The sequence below is a fragment of the Paenibacillus chungangensis genome (genome assembly GCF_042675905.1).
GTDB lineage: Bacteria > Bacillota > Bacilli > Paenibacillales > Paenibacillaceae > Pristimantibacillus > Pristimantibacillus chungangensis.
The window spans coordinates 14858-32520 of the sequence record NZ_JBHTJZ010000030.1; the positions used below are offsets into that span (position 1 = coordinate 14858).

A 17663-nucleotide genomic window follows, 5' to 3' on the forward strand; every position below is an offset into this window, starting at 1 on the left:
AACCGTATGTCTGAACAAACTGTATCAACAACGAGCCGGACAGGAACGAACAATTTGCTAAGACGCGACGTGCGCTTTCTGGGCAACATTCTTGGCGAAGTGCTCGTCCATCAGGGTGGACGCGAGCTCCTGGATATTGTCGAGGGGATTCGCGAACAAAGCAAATCTCTGCGCGCGGATTTCGTCCCCGAGCAGTTCCAGCAATTCAAAGACACGATAGCTTCGCTAAACCCCGAGATTCGTCATCAGGTCATCCGAGCATTCGCTATCTACTTTCAACTGGTTAATATTGCCGAGCAGAACCATCGCATTAGGCGTAAGCGCGACTATGAGGTGATGGCAGGGGAAGAAGTGCAGCGCGGCTCCATTGAGAGCGCCATTAAGGATTTGAAGGAACGCGGGATAGCAATAGAGGCTGTACGCGAAATTTTGAAGGATATTTCCCTGGAGCTGATCATGACGGCCCATCCGACGGAAGCGACACGGCGTGTGGTGCTGGACATCCATAAGCGTATAGCGGAGGATGTGATGGAGCTCGACAACCCGACGCTTACGTACCGCGAGCGGGAGAAGCTGAAGGACAAGCTGCTTAACGAAGTGCTGATCTTATGGCAGACGGACGAGCTGCGCGATCGCAAGCCGACCGTAATCGACGAGGTCAGGAACGGCCTTTATTACTTCGATGAGACTTTATTCGACGTGCTGCCTAGCGTGTACGAGGAGCTTGAGCATTGTCTGAACAAGTATTATCCGGACGAGAATTGGCATGTGCCGGATTACTTGCGCTTCGGCTCGTGGATCGGCGGCGACCGCGACGGCAATCCGTCCGTAACGGCGAAGGTGACATGGGAGACGCTGGTGCTGCACCGTCAGCTTGCCATCCGCAAGTACGAAGAGCAATTGCATGAGCTGATGGAGCTGCTGAGCTTCAGCACGAACTTGGTCGAAGTCACGAACGAACTGAAGAATTCCATTCAGCGCGACCGCGAGCATGTCCAATTGAAGTGCGTCGAGCTGTGGCGCAACACGAAGGAGCCGTATCGCGTGAAGCTGGGCTTCATGCTGGAGAAGCTGGCGAATATTTCGAATGAGTCATTGAAGGGCTCTCCGATGCGTTATAACCATCCTGGCGAGTTCCGCGAGGACATTCTTATCATCGATCGCAGTCTGCGCCATCATTATGCAGACTATGTATCGGAGACGTATCTGGCCAAGCTTGTCCGTCAAGTGGAACTGTTCGGCTTCCATCTCATGACGCTGGACGTTCGTCAGCACAGCCAGGAGCATGAGAACGCCATGGCGGAGATATTGGCGAAGATGCATATCGTGGAAGATTACGCGGCATTGTCCGAGGAGGAGAAGACAGGGCTGTTGGGCAAGCTGCTGGAGGACCCTCGTCCGCTGACGTCCGGTCACCTGGACTACTCGGAATCGACGCGCGAATGCCTGGATGTATTCCAGACGATTTACAGCGCGCAGCAGGAATTCGGCACCGGCTGCATCTCCAGCTATCTGATCAGCATGACTGAAGCGGCAAGCGATATGCTGGAAGTCATGGTGTTGGCCAAGGAGGTCGGCTTATTCCGTCAAGAGGTAGACGGCACGGTCAGCTGTACGCTGCAGTCCGTACCGCTATTCGAGACGGTCGACGACCTTCATGCGGCGCCTGGCATTATGAAGCAATTGTTCGAGCTGCCTGTCTATCGCAAGGCGACGGAAGCCAGAGGCAATATGCACGAGATTATGCTGGGCTACTCCGACAGCAACAAGGACGGCGGAGTGGTGACGGCGAACTGGGAGCTGCGTGTCGCACTGAACGATATTACGGCGGCGGGCAACGAATACGGCGTGAAGCTGAAGTTCTTCCATGGACGCGGCGGAGCGCTGGGACGCGGCGGGATGCCGTTGAACCGCAGCATTCTGGCACAGCCGCCTCATACGATCGGCGGCGGCATCAAGATTACGGAGCAAGGCGAGGTACTCTCATCCCGTTACTCCATGCAAGGCATTGCTTACCGCAGCCTGGAACAGGCGACATGGGCGCTGATTACGGCTGCACGTCTGGCCAAGATGCCGCAGGAGGAGCTGGCCGTAGATGCGCAGTGGGAAGAGATTGCGAAGTCGATCTCGGAGACGGCGCTGAAGAAGTACCAGGACCTCATCTTCCGCGATCCCGACTTCCTGGTATTCTTCAAGGAGTCTACGCCGCTGCCTGAGGTGGGCGAGCTGAATATCGGCTCTCGTCCTTCCAAGCGGAAGAACAGCGATCGCTTCGAAGACTTGCGCGCCATACCATGGGTATTCGCCTGGACGCAAAGCCGTTATCTGCTACCGGCATGGTATGCGGCAGGCACAGCTCTGCAGCAATTTGTCGGCGGTGATTCCGTGAAGCTGGAGACGCTGCGCGAGATGTATGCCGGATTCCCGTTCTTCCGGACTCTGATCGACAACTTACAGATGGCACTTGCCAAGGCGGATCTGCATATCTCGAAGGAATATGCGGGTATGATTACGGATGGTACTATCCGCGACCGCATCTTCAGCCAGATCGAGCGAGAGTACAAGCTGACCTCGGAGATGATTCTGAGCATTACGGGCCAAGTAGAGATTCTGGACAATGTACCGGTCATTCAGGAGTCGATTCGACTGCGCAATCCTTATGTAGACCCGCTTAGCTACTTGCAAGTACAACTGCTGACAGAGCTGCGGGCATTGCGTGCGAACGACGAAGACGATCAGGAGCTGTTGCGTGAAGTGCTGCTTACTATTAACGGCATTGCGGCAGGTCTGAGGAATACAGGCTAACTGCACGATATGAACCAGTCACGGCGTTTGCTGTGGCTGGTTGTTTGTTTTGAGGCTGCATACTAGAAAGCCATTGGATTGATTGGTGCGGGCCGGGGAGTGTAGGAGTTAGGAGATTCCTCACTGGAGCGTCGAAATGGTGCGTGCGAGTGCACCTTTTAGTGTATGCAGCCAACACTAAGTTGGCGGAATCGCGAGCGAGCGTGCCTGCAATGTATGCAGCCGACACTAAGTTGGCGGAATCGCGTGCCAGCGCGCCTGCAGTGTATGCAGCCAACACTAAGTTGGCGGAATCGCGTGCCAGCGCGCCTGCAGTGTATGCAGCCAACACTAAGTTGGCGGAATCGCGAGCGAGCGTGCCTGCAGTGTATGCAGCCGACACTAAGTTGGCGGAATCGCGAGCGAGCGTGCCTGCAGTGTATGCAGCCGACACTAAGTTGGCGGAATCGCGTGCCAGCGTGCCTGCAATGTATGCAGCCGACACTAAGTTGGCGGAATCGCGTGCCAGCGCGCCTGCAGTGTATGCAGCCAACACTAAGTTGGCGGAATCGCGAGCGAGCGTGCCTGCAGTGTATGCAGCCAACATTGGAGCGCCGAAAAGGTTATGCGAGCTGAAGAGTGTAATAAACAGACGCCGTCAGGCGTTTTTTGCTTAATGTTTTTTTAAATGGGCTTAATGTTGCTTTAAGCTGTGTCCTTCATGATAGAAGTATCCAATCGACGAACAAGAACATTATCGTCACCTGAGGATAAGGAGGATACAAACTTATGAACAACTACACTAATAAAACGACTGATTCTAACCAAAACTATAATCAATATGGCAGCAATGATAGTCATCATTCATGGAATGACGAGTTGATCAAGCCAACGGGAAAGCCGCTCTTCCAAGCCTATTACCGTGAATTGGGTCAGCAGCGTCAGATGAACAAAAGGAAAAGGAATTCCTCCGTATCTCTATTCGCCGCCTTCCTGGCGGGAGCCATCGTATTCGGAGGCTTTGCCTTCGCATCGGATCGCAGTAATTTGTTCACGGGCGCCACTGGCGGCAGAGGGGCCAACGGACAGGAGGAGAGCAGCGGTTACAATGAGGATACAGGCTTGCAGATGGCTTCCGCGCCTGTGCAGGCCAAGTCGAATTTGTCCGCGGTATATGAAGAGGCTTTGCCCGGTGTGGTGAAGATCGAATCTTACAAGACAATGAACCGCGCCCGTATGACGGAGAGTGACATGCTTGGTTACTTCTTCGGAGGCGGAATAGTCGAGCGTGAGGGGAGCTTGTTAAGAATGGGGAAGGGACAGGCTTCTTCGTAGACGAGGACGGCTATATTCTGACGAACCAGCATGTCGTGGCCGATGCGCAGCAGGTGATGGTATCAGTGCATGGTCAGGATGAACAGTTGCGAGGCGAAGTATTATGGAGCAGTCAGGAGCAAGACTTGGCGCTGCTCAAGGTAAGTAGCTCGAGTGGCGGCAAGTTCCATGCGTTGCAGCTTGGAGATTCCGATCAAGTCCATATTGGTGACTGGGTACTTGCCATCGGTAATCCTTACGGCTATGACGGTACGCTAACGATCGGCGTACTGAGTGCGAAGGAACGTCCTATTACGATTCAGGATGAAGATGGCGTCCGGATACAAGAGCATATGTTGCAGACGGATGCCTCCATTAATCCCGGTAATTCCGGAGGTCCTCTGCTCAATAGCGCCGGAGAAGTTGTAGGCATCAACACAGCCGTCAATGCCGAGGCGCAAGGGATTGGCTTTGCCATTCCGACGTCGGTCGTCAAGGAATTGATGCAGCAATACAGCAGCAAGATGATGTAACCGATTCACCCGGACAAGTTATAGAGAAGAGCTGACGTCTTGTGCGTGAGCTCTTTCTTGATGACGTGCCCAGCATGGGCGTGTCTTCTCGCATGTTTTGTCATATTTCCTTGCTTTTTATGCGCGAGTCGATTACCATTTTCTTAAAGGTTCACGGGTGCTACGGACGAGTGCTAGGTTTGGAGGAATCATGAAGTGAATGTTATAGAAAATCAGCTCGCAAGATTGGCGCTCAAAGGCGATATGCGGGCCTTCGAAGAGCTTGTGGATTTATACCGAGACAAGCTTTTCCATATGGCATACAGAATGCTGAACAACCGCCAGGAATCGGAAGATGTCGTACAGGACACCTTTCTTCGCGTATACAAAAATTTGGAATCATTTGATGATTCGTTGAAGTTTTCGACTTGGATCTATCGTATTGCGACCAATCTGTGTATAGACCGATTGCGCAAGCGCAAACCCACCTACTCATTGGATGCGGAATCCAGCGAATACGAAGGACTGGATGGATACTCCATGATTCCTAGCGATAATCGGACACCGGAATCGGAATTGATTCTGTCCGATACACAGCGTATTATTCATGAAGCGATCGCATCGTTGCCCCCCAAGTACAAGTCGGTTATGATTTTGCGATATATTCACGATATGTCGCTGCAGGAAGTCGGCGATATTTTGGGCATGCCGGTGACGACGATCAAGACGCGTGTGCATCGCGGGCGTGAATTTTTACGTAAGAAGCTGGAATATCGATTGTAATAAGAATCGCAATTATAAAAAAATGAAACATCCTTCGTTCAAGCACGTATCCTATATCGAGTTTCGAACCTAAGTGTATACTCAGTATTTGGAAAGAAAGGAATGGCTGCTATGGAATGCAAAGTCGCCATCAGCAAGATTCATCACTATTTGGACGGTGATTCCACTCGCGATGAGGTTGCCGTCTTACAAGCACATATGAATCAGTGCCCGGAATGCCGAGCCAGATTTTCTGAATTGGAGAAGGCGGATGCGGCTGTCATGCATGCCCTGGAAGCGGTCAGGCCCGCAAAAGTTTATGATGAACAAGCTTCTGCGGAGCTGAAGCAGAGAATCATGCAGCAACTTCCCCCTGTAAAGAACAGGAAGAGAAGCGGCTTGATCAGAATGATCTACCGTTATCCAGGCCTTACGGCGGCAGCGGTATTCCTTCTGGTTATGCTGGGCAGCGTATTCGCTTCCTGGGATCAGAGCACGCAGATGGTCGTCTCGGGCGAGGATTTGCAGCATGTGGTTATAGACGGCAATAAAGTAATTGTACCCGCCGGAGTCGAAGTGACTGGCAATTTAACCGTGGAGAATGGCATAATAGAAGTGGAAGGTGCTGTGAGCGGCGACGTAACCGTCATAGACGGCTCCATGGTGCTGGCTTCTACGGGGCATATCGCGGGACAAAGCCGGACCATCGATCAAGCTCTTGATTGGTTTTGGTATAAAGTGACATCAACGCTCGGCAGCGCATTGGATCATTGAACGAATGGCTTCCCTTCCGCAGGGGAAGCATTTTTTTTACCACATTAAGATTTGTAAATTTCTTTTCTATTTAAAGGATTTTAAGAGGCACATATAGAAAACAATAAGGTTAAGACATACTTGAGAGCATTCATGTGAACTGCGGTTGGGGGTTGACCGATGAGTTACTTTACAGATACAACTTGGCACGACTGGCTGAAGGACATTATCGATGTCGGGATTGTAAGTTTTATTATATATAAAATGATATTGCTCGTTCGGGGAACGCGCGCGGTTCAACTGCTTAAAGGCATTTTCGTACTGGTGGCGACTTGGGGGATTAGCACCTGGTTCAATCTGTATACCTTGAAGTGGGTCATGAATCAGATGTTCACCTTCGGTATAGTGACGATTCTGATCATCTTCCAGCCGGAGCTTAGGCGGGTGCTGGAGCAGCTAGGCAGGGGCAATCTGTTCTCCCGTTCCTCCTCTCTGGAGCGTACCGTCATTAGCGAAAGCATTGAAGAGGTCATTCGAGCCGTTCAGTATATGGCGCAGCGCAAATGCGGCGCTTTAATTGTATTCGAACGCCAGACAGGCGTCAGCGAATTGATCGAATCGGGAACGAGTATGGAGTCAAGAATATCCTCGGAGCTGCTCATTAATATTTTCACACCGAATTCTCCGCTTCATGATGGCGCCGTCATTATTAGAGGCTCCCAGATTATGGCGGCAGGCTGCTACCTGCCCTTGTCGGAGAATCCGTTCATCAGCAAGGAGCTTGGCACGCGTCATCGCGCAGCGATCGGAGTGAGCGAGGTTAGTGACGCTTTGTCCATCGTCATATCAGAGGAGACGGGTCAAGTCTCTCTCTCCTTGAACGGGATGATTGTTCGAGATATTAATGAAGAGTCGCTCATATCCAAGCTGTTCGAAGAACTGAGGCCTAAGACGGGAGGCAAGGAGAACGGACTGCTGGCAGCATGGTGGAAGAGAAAGGGTGATCGTCATGGATAAGCTGCTGAATCATCCTACCGCGTTGAAGATTATATCGGTTATACTGGGCCTTCTGCTATGGGCGGTTGTTCATGTCGATCCGGAGACGTCGCCGCAGCGGGTCACGTCTAACATCGACACGAAAATTATTGAAGCAATCGCAATCCAAGCCGAAGGGCTCGATACCAGTAAATATGTACTATCGGCGATGGAACCATCGGTCGCCCGACTTGTAGTGGAAGGCCGCATATCGTCACTGTTCGCCGCGGGCAATGCAGATTATATCGTTAGTGTCGACTTGTCGGATGCAAAGCCGGGGATAGATGAATACCCGCTTAGCGTGACTTTGCCGAAAGGGATAAAAGAAATTGAGCTCTCTCCACGAACGGTGATGGTCCGAATTGAGGATATTGTAACGAATAATTTAGACGTCGGAGTTATTGTGGAAGGAAAGCCGGCGGAGGGCTACGTCATGGGCGAGCCTGAGATCATGTCCGAAGGCGGAGGCGTAATCGAAGTAACGCTGCCAAGAGACGATATGAGCAGGGTCGGAACGGCAGCCGTTACGATGAATGTGGAAGGTGCGGATAAGACCGTATCCAACAAGCGGGCCAAAATCGTCGTCTACGACAAAGACGGCAATGAAATGCCGGAGGCCATCGTAAAGCCGGATTCGCTGCACGTGGAAGTGCAGGTGACACTTCCGTTCAAGCAGGTTCCGCTCCAGGTCCGATATACCGGGGACTTGCCGGAAAATGTGAGTCTCGTATCGGTTAAGCCGGAGCTTGATCAAGTGACAGTGTACGCCCAGCAAGAGGAACTGGACCGCATCCAGGTGTATGACGGCGCTGTTCTGGATCTGTCTAAGGTGAAGGAATCCGGTGTGATTGAGGTGAAAACGCCGCCGCTGGATGGCATTCAAGCGGTAGTTCCGGGGGAGGTCGCGCTTCAGATCGTTGTGGAGCGGGCGATTACCCGTACATTAAGCGGTATTGACGTAGATGTGAGCAGTGTGGCGGAAGGGTTCCGCGCTGAGATTCGCTTGCCAGTAGGAGGCAGGATGGATCTCGTCGTGAGCGGCGCAGCATCCGTCCTCCAGGACTTGAACGCTTCGGAGGTGCGGATCGTCGCCAATGTAGACGGGCTGGAAGCCGGCATACATAAAGTACCGCTGGAGATCGACCTTCCGCCATACGTGCAGCCGGTACTTGACGGTGGACAGCCGCTGACGGCGTCAATTGAGATCGTGGACGAGTCGCTGGAGACGAGCGAGGGCGCGGAGGATGTCGAGGTGGGGACCAATCCGACCGATACACCGGACGGTTCTGAGGATATGGGAGACGAGCAGGATGCCGATGATGAAGCGGCAAGCGACCAGCGGCGTGCGTCTACTGACAACTCCGGCAGTTCGACGGATGCCGATTCCAAGAATACCCTACTATCCGACAGTGACGATAATGACGGTGCAAGTAATAATGGCGATAGCATCGGGGAAGAGAAGAAGGGGAAGTATGGAGGCAGTGTTCAGAACAATGGAATGACTGTTGCCATATAATTGGATAAAGTATGAATTGGGAATAGATAATGAACATTAAAGGGGTTAAGGAGATATGGGGAAATATTTCGGAACGGATGGCGTTCGCGGCATTGCCAATAAAGAGCTGACGCCGGAGCTGGCCTACAAGATCGGGCGCTGTGGAGGATATGTGCTGACAAGAACGGCCATTAAACCGAAAGTGGTAATCGGACAAGATACGCGTATATCCGGCCCTATGCTGGAGGCGGCGTTGGTCGCAGGACTGTTATCCATTGGAGCAAGCGTTGTCCGTCTCGGTGTTGTATCTACGCCGGCAGTAGCGTACTTGACGAAGGAATTGGGGGCGGATGCAGGCGTGATGATCTCCGCTTCCCATAACCCCGTAGAGGATAACGGCATCAAGTTCTTCGCCGGAGACGGCTTCAAGTTATCCGATGAGACGGAGCTGGAGATCGAGAGCCTGATCGATGCGGTGCAGGATGAACTGCCTCGTCCGGCGGGTGGAGACATCGGTACAGTCGTGACGGATCTGGATGCGAAGCGACAGTACATGGATTACTTGACAACGACGGTGGCGAATCGCTTCCAGGGAATGAAGATCGTGCTGGACTGTGCGAACGGATCGGCTTACGAGATGGCGCCTGTCCTGTTCCGGGAGCTAGGGGCGACTGTCATCTCTGTAGGCACAGAGCCGGACGGCCGCAACATTAATGCGGGAGTAGGCTCGACGCATCCGGAATATGTGAAGGAACAGGTGTTGCAGCATGGCGCAGACCTGGGGCTTAGCTTCGACGGTGATGCAGACCGCTTAATCGCGATAGACGAACAAGGAGAAGAAGTGGATGGCGATTATGTGCTGTGCATGATCGGCGATCGCTTGAAGCGCGAGGGGAAGCTGAAGCATGATACGGTCGTCACCACTGTCATGGCCAACATCGGCTTCTTCAAGGGCGCAGAGAGCATTGGGCTTAAGACGGCCCGGACGGCTGTCGGCGACCGCTATGTGATGGAAGAGATGCGCCGCGGCGGTTATAATCTGGGCGGCGAGCAATCGGGTCACGTCATTTTCCTGGATTACATTACGACAGGCGATGGCATCCTGACAGCTCTGCAACTGGTGGATACCGTGGCTTCCTCCGGTAAGAAGCTGAGTGAGCTGAAGGGGCTTATGCGCAAGTACCCGCAGAAGCTGGTTAATGTTCGCGTAGCAGACAAGAGCTTGTACCAGGGGAACGCCGCGATTCAGGAGGCTGTACAGCAAGTGGAGGCGGAGCTCGGCGACAACGGGCGCGTGCTGGTTCGTCCCTCCGGTACGGAGTCGCTCATCCGTGTAATGGCGGAAGGACCGGACAAAGAGAAGGTGGAAGCTTATGTCGAACGAATCGCTAATGTGGTGAAGCGTGAACTGGGTTAAGCGTTAACGGAACTTATTATATATGTCGTTAAGAAGAAGAGGCATGACTAGCTGCAAAGAATTGCGGCCGGCATGCCTCTTTTGCTTTTAATTATTGTATAAATACAATATAATTTGTATCATTATACATAAATGAAATTGGTGAAGGGTGGGGAGTATGAAACATGAAATTTTTGTGGATGGACAAGATGGTACAACGGGGCTGAAATTCGAAGAATACTTATCCGTGATTCCAAACGTTGAAGTCATCAAAATTGAGTCGGATCAGCGAAAAGACTATGAGGCGCGCAAGGCACTAATAAACGAAGCTGATGTCGTATTTCTTTGTCTTCCAGATTCTGCTTCAAGAGAATTCGTATCCATAATAAGCAATAGTAAAACAAAAGTAATTGATGCAAGTACGGCGTTTAGAACGAATTCCGAGTGGACATACGGATTGCCAGAATGAAATGAGAATCAAAGAAGTACGATTCAAAGTTCAATCAGAGTCTCCGTCCCGGGATGTCATGCGACAGGGTTTATTTTAGCTATTCAACCTCTGGTAGCCGAGGGTGTAATACTGAAGGATGATGCTATGACGTGTTATTCACTGACAGGATATAGCGGAGGAGGCAAAAGGAAATCAGACCTTTTTACTACTTTATGCGCTCTATTGTTAATGAAGTGTTTCAATGTTTTTTTTTCTTTTTAACGGCAAGTAGATGGTATTCTGCATCAGCTTCACTGTACTCAGTATAAGCATCGGTTAGTGTTTCCCATTCATATGGAGACTCTTTAATAATCTTTTTCAAAGTCTTTTCACGTGCATCCCCTTTTAAGATGCAGTTCACGAAAACTCCGCCTTCTCTAAGTTCAGTTAGTATTTTGTTTACAAATTCGGTCTCTTTTTTAAAATCATTTTTATAAAAATGTAACAATGAATCTAATAATACAAAATCAATGTCATTAGTTATCGGAAATTCATAGACGTTACCTATTATTCCTTCAACATCTATATTTCTTTTTTTAGCTTCCTTATTAAGCTGGTTTATCCCAACTGTTGAATGGTCAATTCCAATAACTTTATATCCTAATTCTCCAATGGACAATGAATCTCTTCCTTGTCCACACCCTAAGTCAAGAATACTTCCTTTTAGGTGAAAATTTGCGAAAAATGCAATGAGACCTGGATATGGATTCCCAAAATAATTGGGCTTCTTGTAATAATCGTCATATGCTACTTTTTTCATTAAACAACCTCCAGTTTAATAAATCCTATCTAAACTAACGTGTTTTTAATGTAATATAACTCCGTTCAATAGTCTATGTTCATTAACCATATATCCATTAGTTTTAATTGAAGTGGCACATCGATAAAAGATGTTGTGGAAAAATTCAGTACCTACGTAGTAACGAATAAAGAAGCCAGCCGAGGCTTCTGCACTAGCAGAGCCCCTAGCTGGCATTCATCTCCCTATACTTGCCCGGAGTGATGCCTTCCTGCTTCTTGAAGACGCGGATAAAGCCGATGTCCGTCGCATAGCCTACCTGCTGAGCGACTTGCAGCACCGTGCAGCCGCTCTCCGCCAGCAGCCGCTTCGCTTCCGTCAGGCGAATATCGACGATGTAATCCGTCAAATTGCGGTTGTTGTGCTTCTTGAAGTAGCCGGATATATATTGCGGCGTCATGTTGAAGTGATCCGCAATCATCGTCAGGCTGAGGCTGTTGTCCTTGTAATGCTGCTCTATGAAGGCGAGCAGCTCGTTGTTCAAGCGGTCGCCTTGCGCAGAGCGCGCTTCCTGTACGCTACTGCATATGCCTTGGCATAGCTCCTTCAGTCTGCTCTGCATATCGATGGCCGATGTGCTGTTCAGGAACTCCTTGGCAGGATCGAAGGAACCGGAGTCGTCGGAGGCGGTATCCAGCTTCAATGCATTCATTACCTTCAAAACGGTACTCAGCAGATCGAAGAATAGGCACTTGCCCATCTCCGGCGTCATAATTCCGGAGGCGATGTTCTTCTCATATAATACGTCCAGTAGCTTCTCGGTGCCCGCATAGTCGCCTGCTTTTAGCATATTCATCAGCTGTGTCTCGACATCCATCGGATAGTGGTAATACTGACGCTCCAGTCCTTTAATATCCTCGTAGTCGATCATTTTCCCGATACCGTGCACGATTCGATAGTCCAGTGCACTTAGCGCTTCGCTGTAGCACCGCCCCACCTCTTCTAGTCCCTCACGTATGGAGCTGTAAGCGATCGTAATGTCCATCTTGAAGCGGGATTTAATCAAATTCTTCAGCTCCGTAATAATCTTGTCCCGTTCCGCTCTGGAGGTGCCCGACGCATCCGGCGACTGTAGCAGCAGCGCCAGCTGATTATGCTCCGTCTCGATGACGTGCCCCTTCTCCTTGATCAGCTCCTGGCTCAGATTAGCCAGAATAAAGCGCACGAGCGCCCACTCTTCTTCATTGTTATTCTTGATGAAGCGGGTGCAGTCATCCACTTCAATAAGCGCGACGCTCAAGTAGTCGGTATGGAACTTCACATCGATGAAGTCGAGGGAATCCTGCTTGAATGTGCTTGTCGTTACCTGCCCCTTCAGCAACCGGGACAAATAATGGGCTCTCACAACGGGCGTATGCCCTTCAAGCGCTTGACGGAGCTTCTTGCCCTCCTCCAGATTGTGCTTAATAGAAGACTTAATGAATTCGTATTCGTTCATCCGCGTGACGGCAGGAGCGGATGCAGATGCGTCCCCATGGCCATTCATCAGCGACAAGACCATATCGCGAATCGGGCTGTAGCTGCGATAAGCCATCCCGTAAGCGATCGCCGTGCCTGCCAGAATGGCAATAACAAGCAAGGTAAGCGCCTGACTCTGCAGGTCCGTTACCCGGCTGAGTACTGCCTTCTCCGGCGCCAGCGAGACATAGGTCCAGCCGCTATTGCCCGTCGTATGGGACAGAAGCATTCTCTCGCCGTTATAGGACGTAGCCTCATAATGGTTAGTGCCCTGAAGACGGGTGAGGATGCCCTCCCCCAGCTCCATTCCATGCTCGGAGTAGGACAGGATGGTCTCTCCAGTTGCGTCTACGATGTACATGGAAGCGGAGTTCGCCCATTTGATTTGATTCAGCAGATTGAAGATATGCTGTTCGTCGATATACATGACTAGCGTAGCGCGCACGTTTTGCTTCTCTCCCATAGGAAGAGTAATAGCAGAGGTAATCATGTTCTTCTCTTTCGATTGGTCGTATACGGTCATGGACGGCCAGAATGAATTGAAGTGATATCCCGTGAAGAGCAGCTCCTTCACTTCATCAACCGTTTTATCTTTGTAGGGCACAATATCGCTGAAGTAGGTAGTTGTATCCGTTTTCATATTTTGCGAAAGGAGAATGTCCTGATCGTGCAAATAGAGGAAGAAGTTATGAATGAACTTACTGCCTAATTGCATATTGTTCAACACCTTCATCGCTTCCCAATAGTCGATATAACGTTGTCCGTCGTTCATGTTCCATAATGTCTGCAGCTTGGGGTGGCTGGCAACCTGCATGGACAGCTGTTCCAGATCTGTCAGATGATTCTCTACAACCTCTCTTACCTGCTCCAGCATCGCCATATTGGAACGGTTCGCATTATCTACCAAGGCGTCCTTCATATTATGGTACAAGTAAGCAGATACAGCGACGGGAATAGCCAATATAAGCAAGTAGGACAGCCATAAGGTTAGAAACACCGTTTTACGTTGATTCACCATTCATACCCCCTAAATGCTGTAACGGACTTTTTTAGTGATATAATCGTAGCACAATCCATTCTGCCGTTCAATTCATCCTATGTGCGAAGGGGCGTGGCTACCGCATAAATCAGGCAATAAGTGAAGAAATATTAGCCGATATGAAGATCGGTTAGTGCTCGAAATGAAATCTGGTAAGGGGATTGCAAGAGTAGATTATAGGCGAGATGACAGGAACCCATCTATACTTGCTTCATGGCCTAGCGCCGCGACACACATTATGAAAATTGGGAGGGTTCAAATCTATGCGTAATAAAAAGAAGACGCTTTCAACTGTGTTGACGACATTAACGATCAGTGCCATGGTAGTGGCCGGCTGCAGCAGCAACAGCGGAAACGAGAACGGCGGCAATGTAAAACCGAATAATACGAATAAAGGGACGGGAACGGAAGCATCAGCCACTCCGAAGGAAATCGGTTATCCGGAGAAAGTTAGCTACTGGGTCGGTCTGAACAGCAATGCGGGAGCGACAATGAAGGATTACAACGGCATTGCCGCATATAAAGAGCTGGAGAAAATAACAGGCACTAAGGTAGAGTTCCAGCATCCGCCAACCGGACAGGAGAAAGACCAATTCAACCTGATGATCGCTTCTGGCAAAATGCCCGATGTCATTGAATATACGTGGAGCGCGGCTCCTAAAGGCGCAGATAGCCTCATTAAAGAGAAGCGCATTATACGTCTGAACGAACTAATCGAGGAGCATGCGCCGTACTTGACGAAGGTGCTGAATGATAATCCGGAATTCAGAAAAATGATTACGACGGATGAGGGCAATATTTACGTGATGCCATTCTTGCTCGGCGACCCGATGCTCTCCGTGTTCTACGGTCCCGTGCTTCGCGGCGACTGGCTGGAGAACTTGAATCTGGAAGTACCGAAGACAATTAGCGAATGGGAGACAGTGCTGACAGCATTCCGCGACCAGGACCCGAATAAGAATGGCGAGAAGGATGAGATTCCTTACCTGTTCGATATTGCCGCCCTGGATACAGGTCAATTGTTCCTGGGAGCTTGGGGCATCATGTCCGAATTCTATCAGGTAGACGGGAAAGTTAACTACGGTCCGATTCAGCCGGAATTCAAGGAATTCCTGGAGACGATGGCAAGATGGTATAAGGAAGGGCTGATTGATAAGGAATATCCCACTACAATTGATGGAAAGTTGAGAGATGCGAAGGTAACAGGCAATCGTCTGGGCTCGCTGTCCACCTATCCAGGCAGCGGCATCGGCCGTTACACGGACTTGATGAAGGGAGAAATACCGGAGGTATCGTTCATTGGAGCACCTTATCCGACGCTGGACGGCGGCGACAATGCAATTGGCTTCTACGCACATCCATTCCGCACGATCGGTGCGGCGATCTCCACAAGTGCGAAAAATCCTGAAGAAATCGTAAAATGGCTTGACTACAAGTATAGCCAGGAAGGCCATATGCTGTTCAACTTCGGTATCGAGGGCGAGAGCTACGAGATGGTCGACGGATATCCCAAATATACCGATCTCATTATGAACAACCCGGACGGTCTGCCGATTACGCAAGCGATGGCGCAAAACTTCATTGCGAGCTGGAGCGGCCCGATGGTACAGGATAAGCGTTATCTGGAGCAGTATCTGCAGCTGGATACGCAGAAGGAAGCGCAGCAAACATGGGCGCAAGCCGACCATACCAAGCTGATGCCGCCTGTTACTCTTACTGCGGATGAGAGCTCCAAAGTGTCCTCCATTATGAACGACGTGAAGACGTATCGCGACGAGATGATTAACCGCTTCATTATGGGTGAGGAGCCGATCGAAAACTTCGACAAGTTCGTGGATACCATCAATAAGATGAATGTCGATGAAGCGATTGCCGCTCAACAGGCTGCGCTTGACCGTTACAAAAACCGGTAGGACCGGACTGACGTACTAACCGACAGGAGGACTCGATATGTCAATGATGCTGAATAAGAAGCCGGGTCTCCCGCAAGCAAGAGTCGATAAGAACGCCTTCCGCTACCGTGCGTTCCGTGACCTGATGATGAACAAATATGTCTATCTCATGCTTGTGCCCGTAGTTGCTTATTACATTATCTTTTTCTACTTGCCAATCTATGGGCTGCAGATCGCCTTCAAGGATTATTCCATTGGGCTTGGCATGTGGGCCAGCGATTGGGTAGGATTCCAGCACTTCGTGGATTTCTTCAACAGCTATTACTTCTGGCGGCTGCTGCGCAATACGCTGTTGCTCAGCTCCTATGAACTGTTGTTCGGCTTCCCGGCTTCCATCCTACTCGCCTTGCTGCTGAATGAGCTGCGCAGCGTGTTGATCAGGCGGACGGTACAGACGATTACGTATATGCCGCATTTCATATCCATTGTAGTCATCTCGGGGATCATGGTTGACTTTCTGTCGCAAGATGGGCTCATCAATAACCTCATCGCATGGTTCGGCGGTGAGCCTATCATATTCCTGATGGAGCCGGAATGGTTCCGTACGGTATTCGTCTCTTCGAATATATGGCAGAATATCGGTTGGGGTTCCATCATCTATTTGTCTGCGATGTCAGGCATCGATCCTGCGCTCTACGAAGCGTCCAAGGTGGATGGCGCCAGTCGCTTCAAGCAGGTGTTCCATATTACGCTGCCGGGCATTATGCCGACGATTGTGATCTTGCTTATCTTGCAGATCGGCAACTTCATGATGGTGGGCATGGAGAAGATCTTGCTTCTGTATAACAGCACGACATACGAGACAGCGGACGTCATTGGCACATTCGTGTACCGGAAAGGTATTCTGGAGGCGAACTTCAGCTATAGTGCGGCAGTCGGCCTATTCAATTCTCTCATTAATTTCACACTGCTTGTCGTAGCGAATGCGATCAGCAGAAGAACGAGCGACAATAAACTTTGGTAATAAGGAGGCGAAAGGCTTATGATGTCACATCGCAGTATTGGTGAACGGATCTTCGACGGCGCTAACGTATTCTTTATGTTCCTGTTGTCCGTCGTTACGCTGTATCCGTTCCTCTACGTCCTATTCGCCTCCCTCAGTGATCCTGCCTGGCTTGTGAAAGTCAGGGGGATTATCTGGTATCCGGAAGGCGCAACTCTGGAGGCTTATAAACTGGTGTTCCAGAATCCTAGCATCCTGTCAGGCTACATGAATACGATTATTTATGTAGTAGCGGGCACTTCTCTGAACATCTTGATGACATCACTCGGCGCGTATGCTCTGTCCCGACAAAATGTCATGTGGAAAAATCCGATTATGTTCATGATCGTATTCACCATGTTCTTCAACGGGGGACTAATTCCGACTTACTTGCTGGTAGAAAATATGGGACTTGTCGACAGCCGATGGGCGCTTATTCTTCCGACAGCGATGAGCGCATATAACTTGATCATTATGCGCACGGCCTTTCAGGCGGTTCCAGTTAGCCTGGAGGAGTCCGCGAAGCTGGACGGCGCCAACGACTTCACCGTCTTGTTCCGAATCATCATGCCGCTATCGATGCCCGTCATCGCAGTTATGATTCTCTTCTACGGTGTGTATCATTGGAATTCCTGGTTCCAGGCGCTCATCTATATTCGGACGAGAGATTTGTATCCACTGCAGCTTATCTTGCGGGAAATTCTGATCTCCAACTCGACGGACTCCATGTTGACGGGAATTGGCGGCGGTGATAAGATGCCGGTGGGCGAGACGATCAAGTATGCAACGATCATTGTGGCCACCGTTCCAATCTTGTGCCTATACCCGTTCTTGCAGAAGTACTTCGTCAAAGGGGTTATGATCGGAGCAATTAAAGGTTAGGATATCCCCC

16 protein-coding genes are annotated in these 17663 nt (G+C 50.4%); 14 read left to right on the plus strand and 2 right to left on the minus strand.

All coding sequences use genetic code 11. From position 1 onward, the window contains the following. The first annotated feature begins 6 nt into the window (after positions 1-6). The 11 genes from ppc (at position 7) to ACFQ2I_RS17020 (ending at position 10763) form a co-directional block, all read left to right on the plus strand. Positions 7-2805, plus strand: a complete 2799-nt coding sequence (ppc, locus tag ACFQ2I_RS16970) for a phosphoenolpyruvate carboxylase (protein ID WP_377566263.1) — start codon at positions 7-9, stop codon at positions 2803-2805. Positions 2806-2966: 161 nt separating this feature from the next. After that, positions 2967-3461 (plus strand): hypothetical protein, encoded by a 495-nt coding sequence (locus ACFQ2I_RS16975; RefSeq protein ID WP_377566265.1) that lies wholly within the window; start codon positions 2967-2969, stop codon positions 3459-3461. Positions 3462-3573: 112 nt separating this feature from the next. Further along, positions 3574-4119: a hypothetical protein gene (locus ACFQ2I_RS16980; protein ID WP_377566267.1), complete on the plus strand. Its 546-nt coding sequence runs from the start codon at positions 3574-3576 to the stop codon at positions 4117-4119. Between the two features lie 35 nt (positions 4120-4154). After that, positions 4155-4631, plus strand: a complete 477-nt coding sequence (locus tag ACFQ2I_RS16985) for a S1C family serine protease (protein ID WP_377566269.1) — start codon at positions 4155-4157, stop codon at positions 4629-4631. Between the two features lie 195 nt (positions 4632-4826). Next, entirely contained in the window at positions 4827-5393 is a 567-nt protein-coding gene (sigW, locus tag ACFQ2I_RS16990; RefSeq protein ID WP_377566271.1) for an RNA polymerase sigma factor SigW, read from the plus strand. Positions 5394-5504: 111 nt separating this feature from the next. Further along, a complete protein-coding gene (locus ACFQ2I_RS16995; RefSeq protein ID WP_377566273.1) occupies positions 5505-6146 on the plus strand; it encodes a zf-HC2 domain-containing protein in 642 nt (213 codons plus the stop codon). Between the two features lie 159 nt (positions 6147-6305). Beyond that, positions 6306-7142, plus strand: coding sequence for a diadenylate cyclase CdaA (gene cdaA, locus ACFQ2I_RS17000; RefSeq protein WP_377566275.1), 837 nt, complete (start codon positions 6306-6308; stop codon positions 7140-7142). Continuing rightward, positions 7135-8676 (plus strand): CdaR family protein, encoded by a 1542-nt coding sequence (locus ACFQ2I_RS17005; protein WP_377566277.1) that lies wholly within the window; start codon positions 7135-7137, stop codon positions 8674-8676. Before cdaA ends, ACFQ2I_RS17005 begins: the two co-directional genes overlap by 8 nt. 55 nt (positions 8677-8731) lie before the next feature. Then, positions 8732-10072 (plus strand): phosphoglucosamine mutase, encoded by a 1341-nt coding sequence (gene glmM / locus ACFQ2I_RS17010; protein ID WP_377566279.1) that lies wholly within the window; start codon positions 8732-8734, stop codon positions 10070-10072. A 157-nt stretch (positions 10073-10229) separates the two neighbouring features. Then, a complete protein-coding gene (locus ACFQ2I_RS17015; RefSeq protein ID WP_377566281.1) occupies positions 10230-10520 on the plus strand; it encodes a hypothetical protein in 291 nt (96 codons plus the stop codon). A gap of 33 nt (positions 10521-10553) precedes the next feature. Next, the gene (locus tag ACFQ2I_RS17020; protein ID WP_377566351.1) at positions 10554-10763 is read left to right on the plus strand and encodes a hypothetical protein; all 210 of its coding nucleotides are present in this window, start codon (positions 10554-10556) and stop codon (positions 10761-10763) included. On the opposite strand, the gene ACFQ2I_RS17025 is transcribed toward ACFQ2I_RS17020, so the two are convergent. Both ACFQ2I_RS17025 and ACFQ2I_RS17030 read right to left on the minus strand, forming a co-directional pair. Then, positions 10741-11301, minus strand: a complete 561-nt coding sequence (locus ACFQ2I_RS17025) for a class I SAM-dependent methyltransferase (protein WP_377566283.1) — start codon at positions 11299-11301, stop codon at positions 10741-10743. The two genes, ACFQ2I_RS17020 and ACFQ2I_RS17025, sit on opposite strands and share 23 nt — an antisense overlap. A 205-nt stretch (positions 11302-11506) precedes the next feature. Next, entirely contained in the window at positions 11507-13813 is a 2307-nt protein-coding gene (locus tag ACFQ2I_RS17030; RefSeq protein ID WP_377566285.1) for a helix-turn-helix domain-containing protein, read from the minus strand. Positions 13814-14100: 287 nt separating this feature from the next. On the opposite strand from ACFQ2I_RS17030, the gene ACFQ2I_RS17035 reads away from it, so the two are divergent. Genes ACFQ2I_RS17035 through ACFQ2I_RS17045 form a run of 3 tightly spaced genes read left to right on the plus strand, consistent with a single transcriptional unit; the run spans position 14101 to position 17653 of the window. Then, positions 14101-15750 carry an extracellular solute-binding protein gene (locus ACFQ2I_RS17035; protein ID WP_377566287.1) on the plus strand — a complete coding sequence of 550 codons (1650 nt, stop codon included), beginning with the start codon at positions 14101-14103 and terminating at the stop codon, positions 15748-15750. Positions 15751-15793: 43 nt separating this feature from the next. Beyond that, positions 15794-16753: an ABC transporter permease gene (locus ACFQ2I_RS17040; RefSeq protein ID WP_377566353.1), complete on the plus strand. Its 960-nt coding sequence runs from the start codon at positions 15794-15796 to the stop codon at positions 16751-16753. Positions 16754-16771: 18 nt separating this feature from the next. Beyond that, positions 16772-17653, plus strand: a complete 882-nt coding sequence (locus ACFQ2I_RS17045; protein ID WP_377566289.1) for a carbohydrate ABC transporter permease — start codon at positions 16772-16774, stop codon at positions 17651-17653. Positions 17654-17663 lie beyond the last annotated feature (10 nt).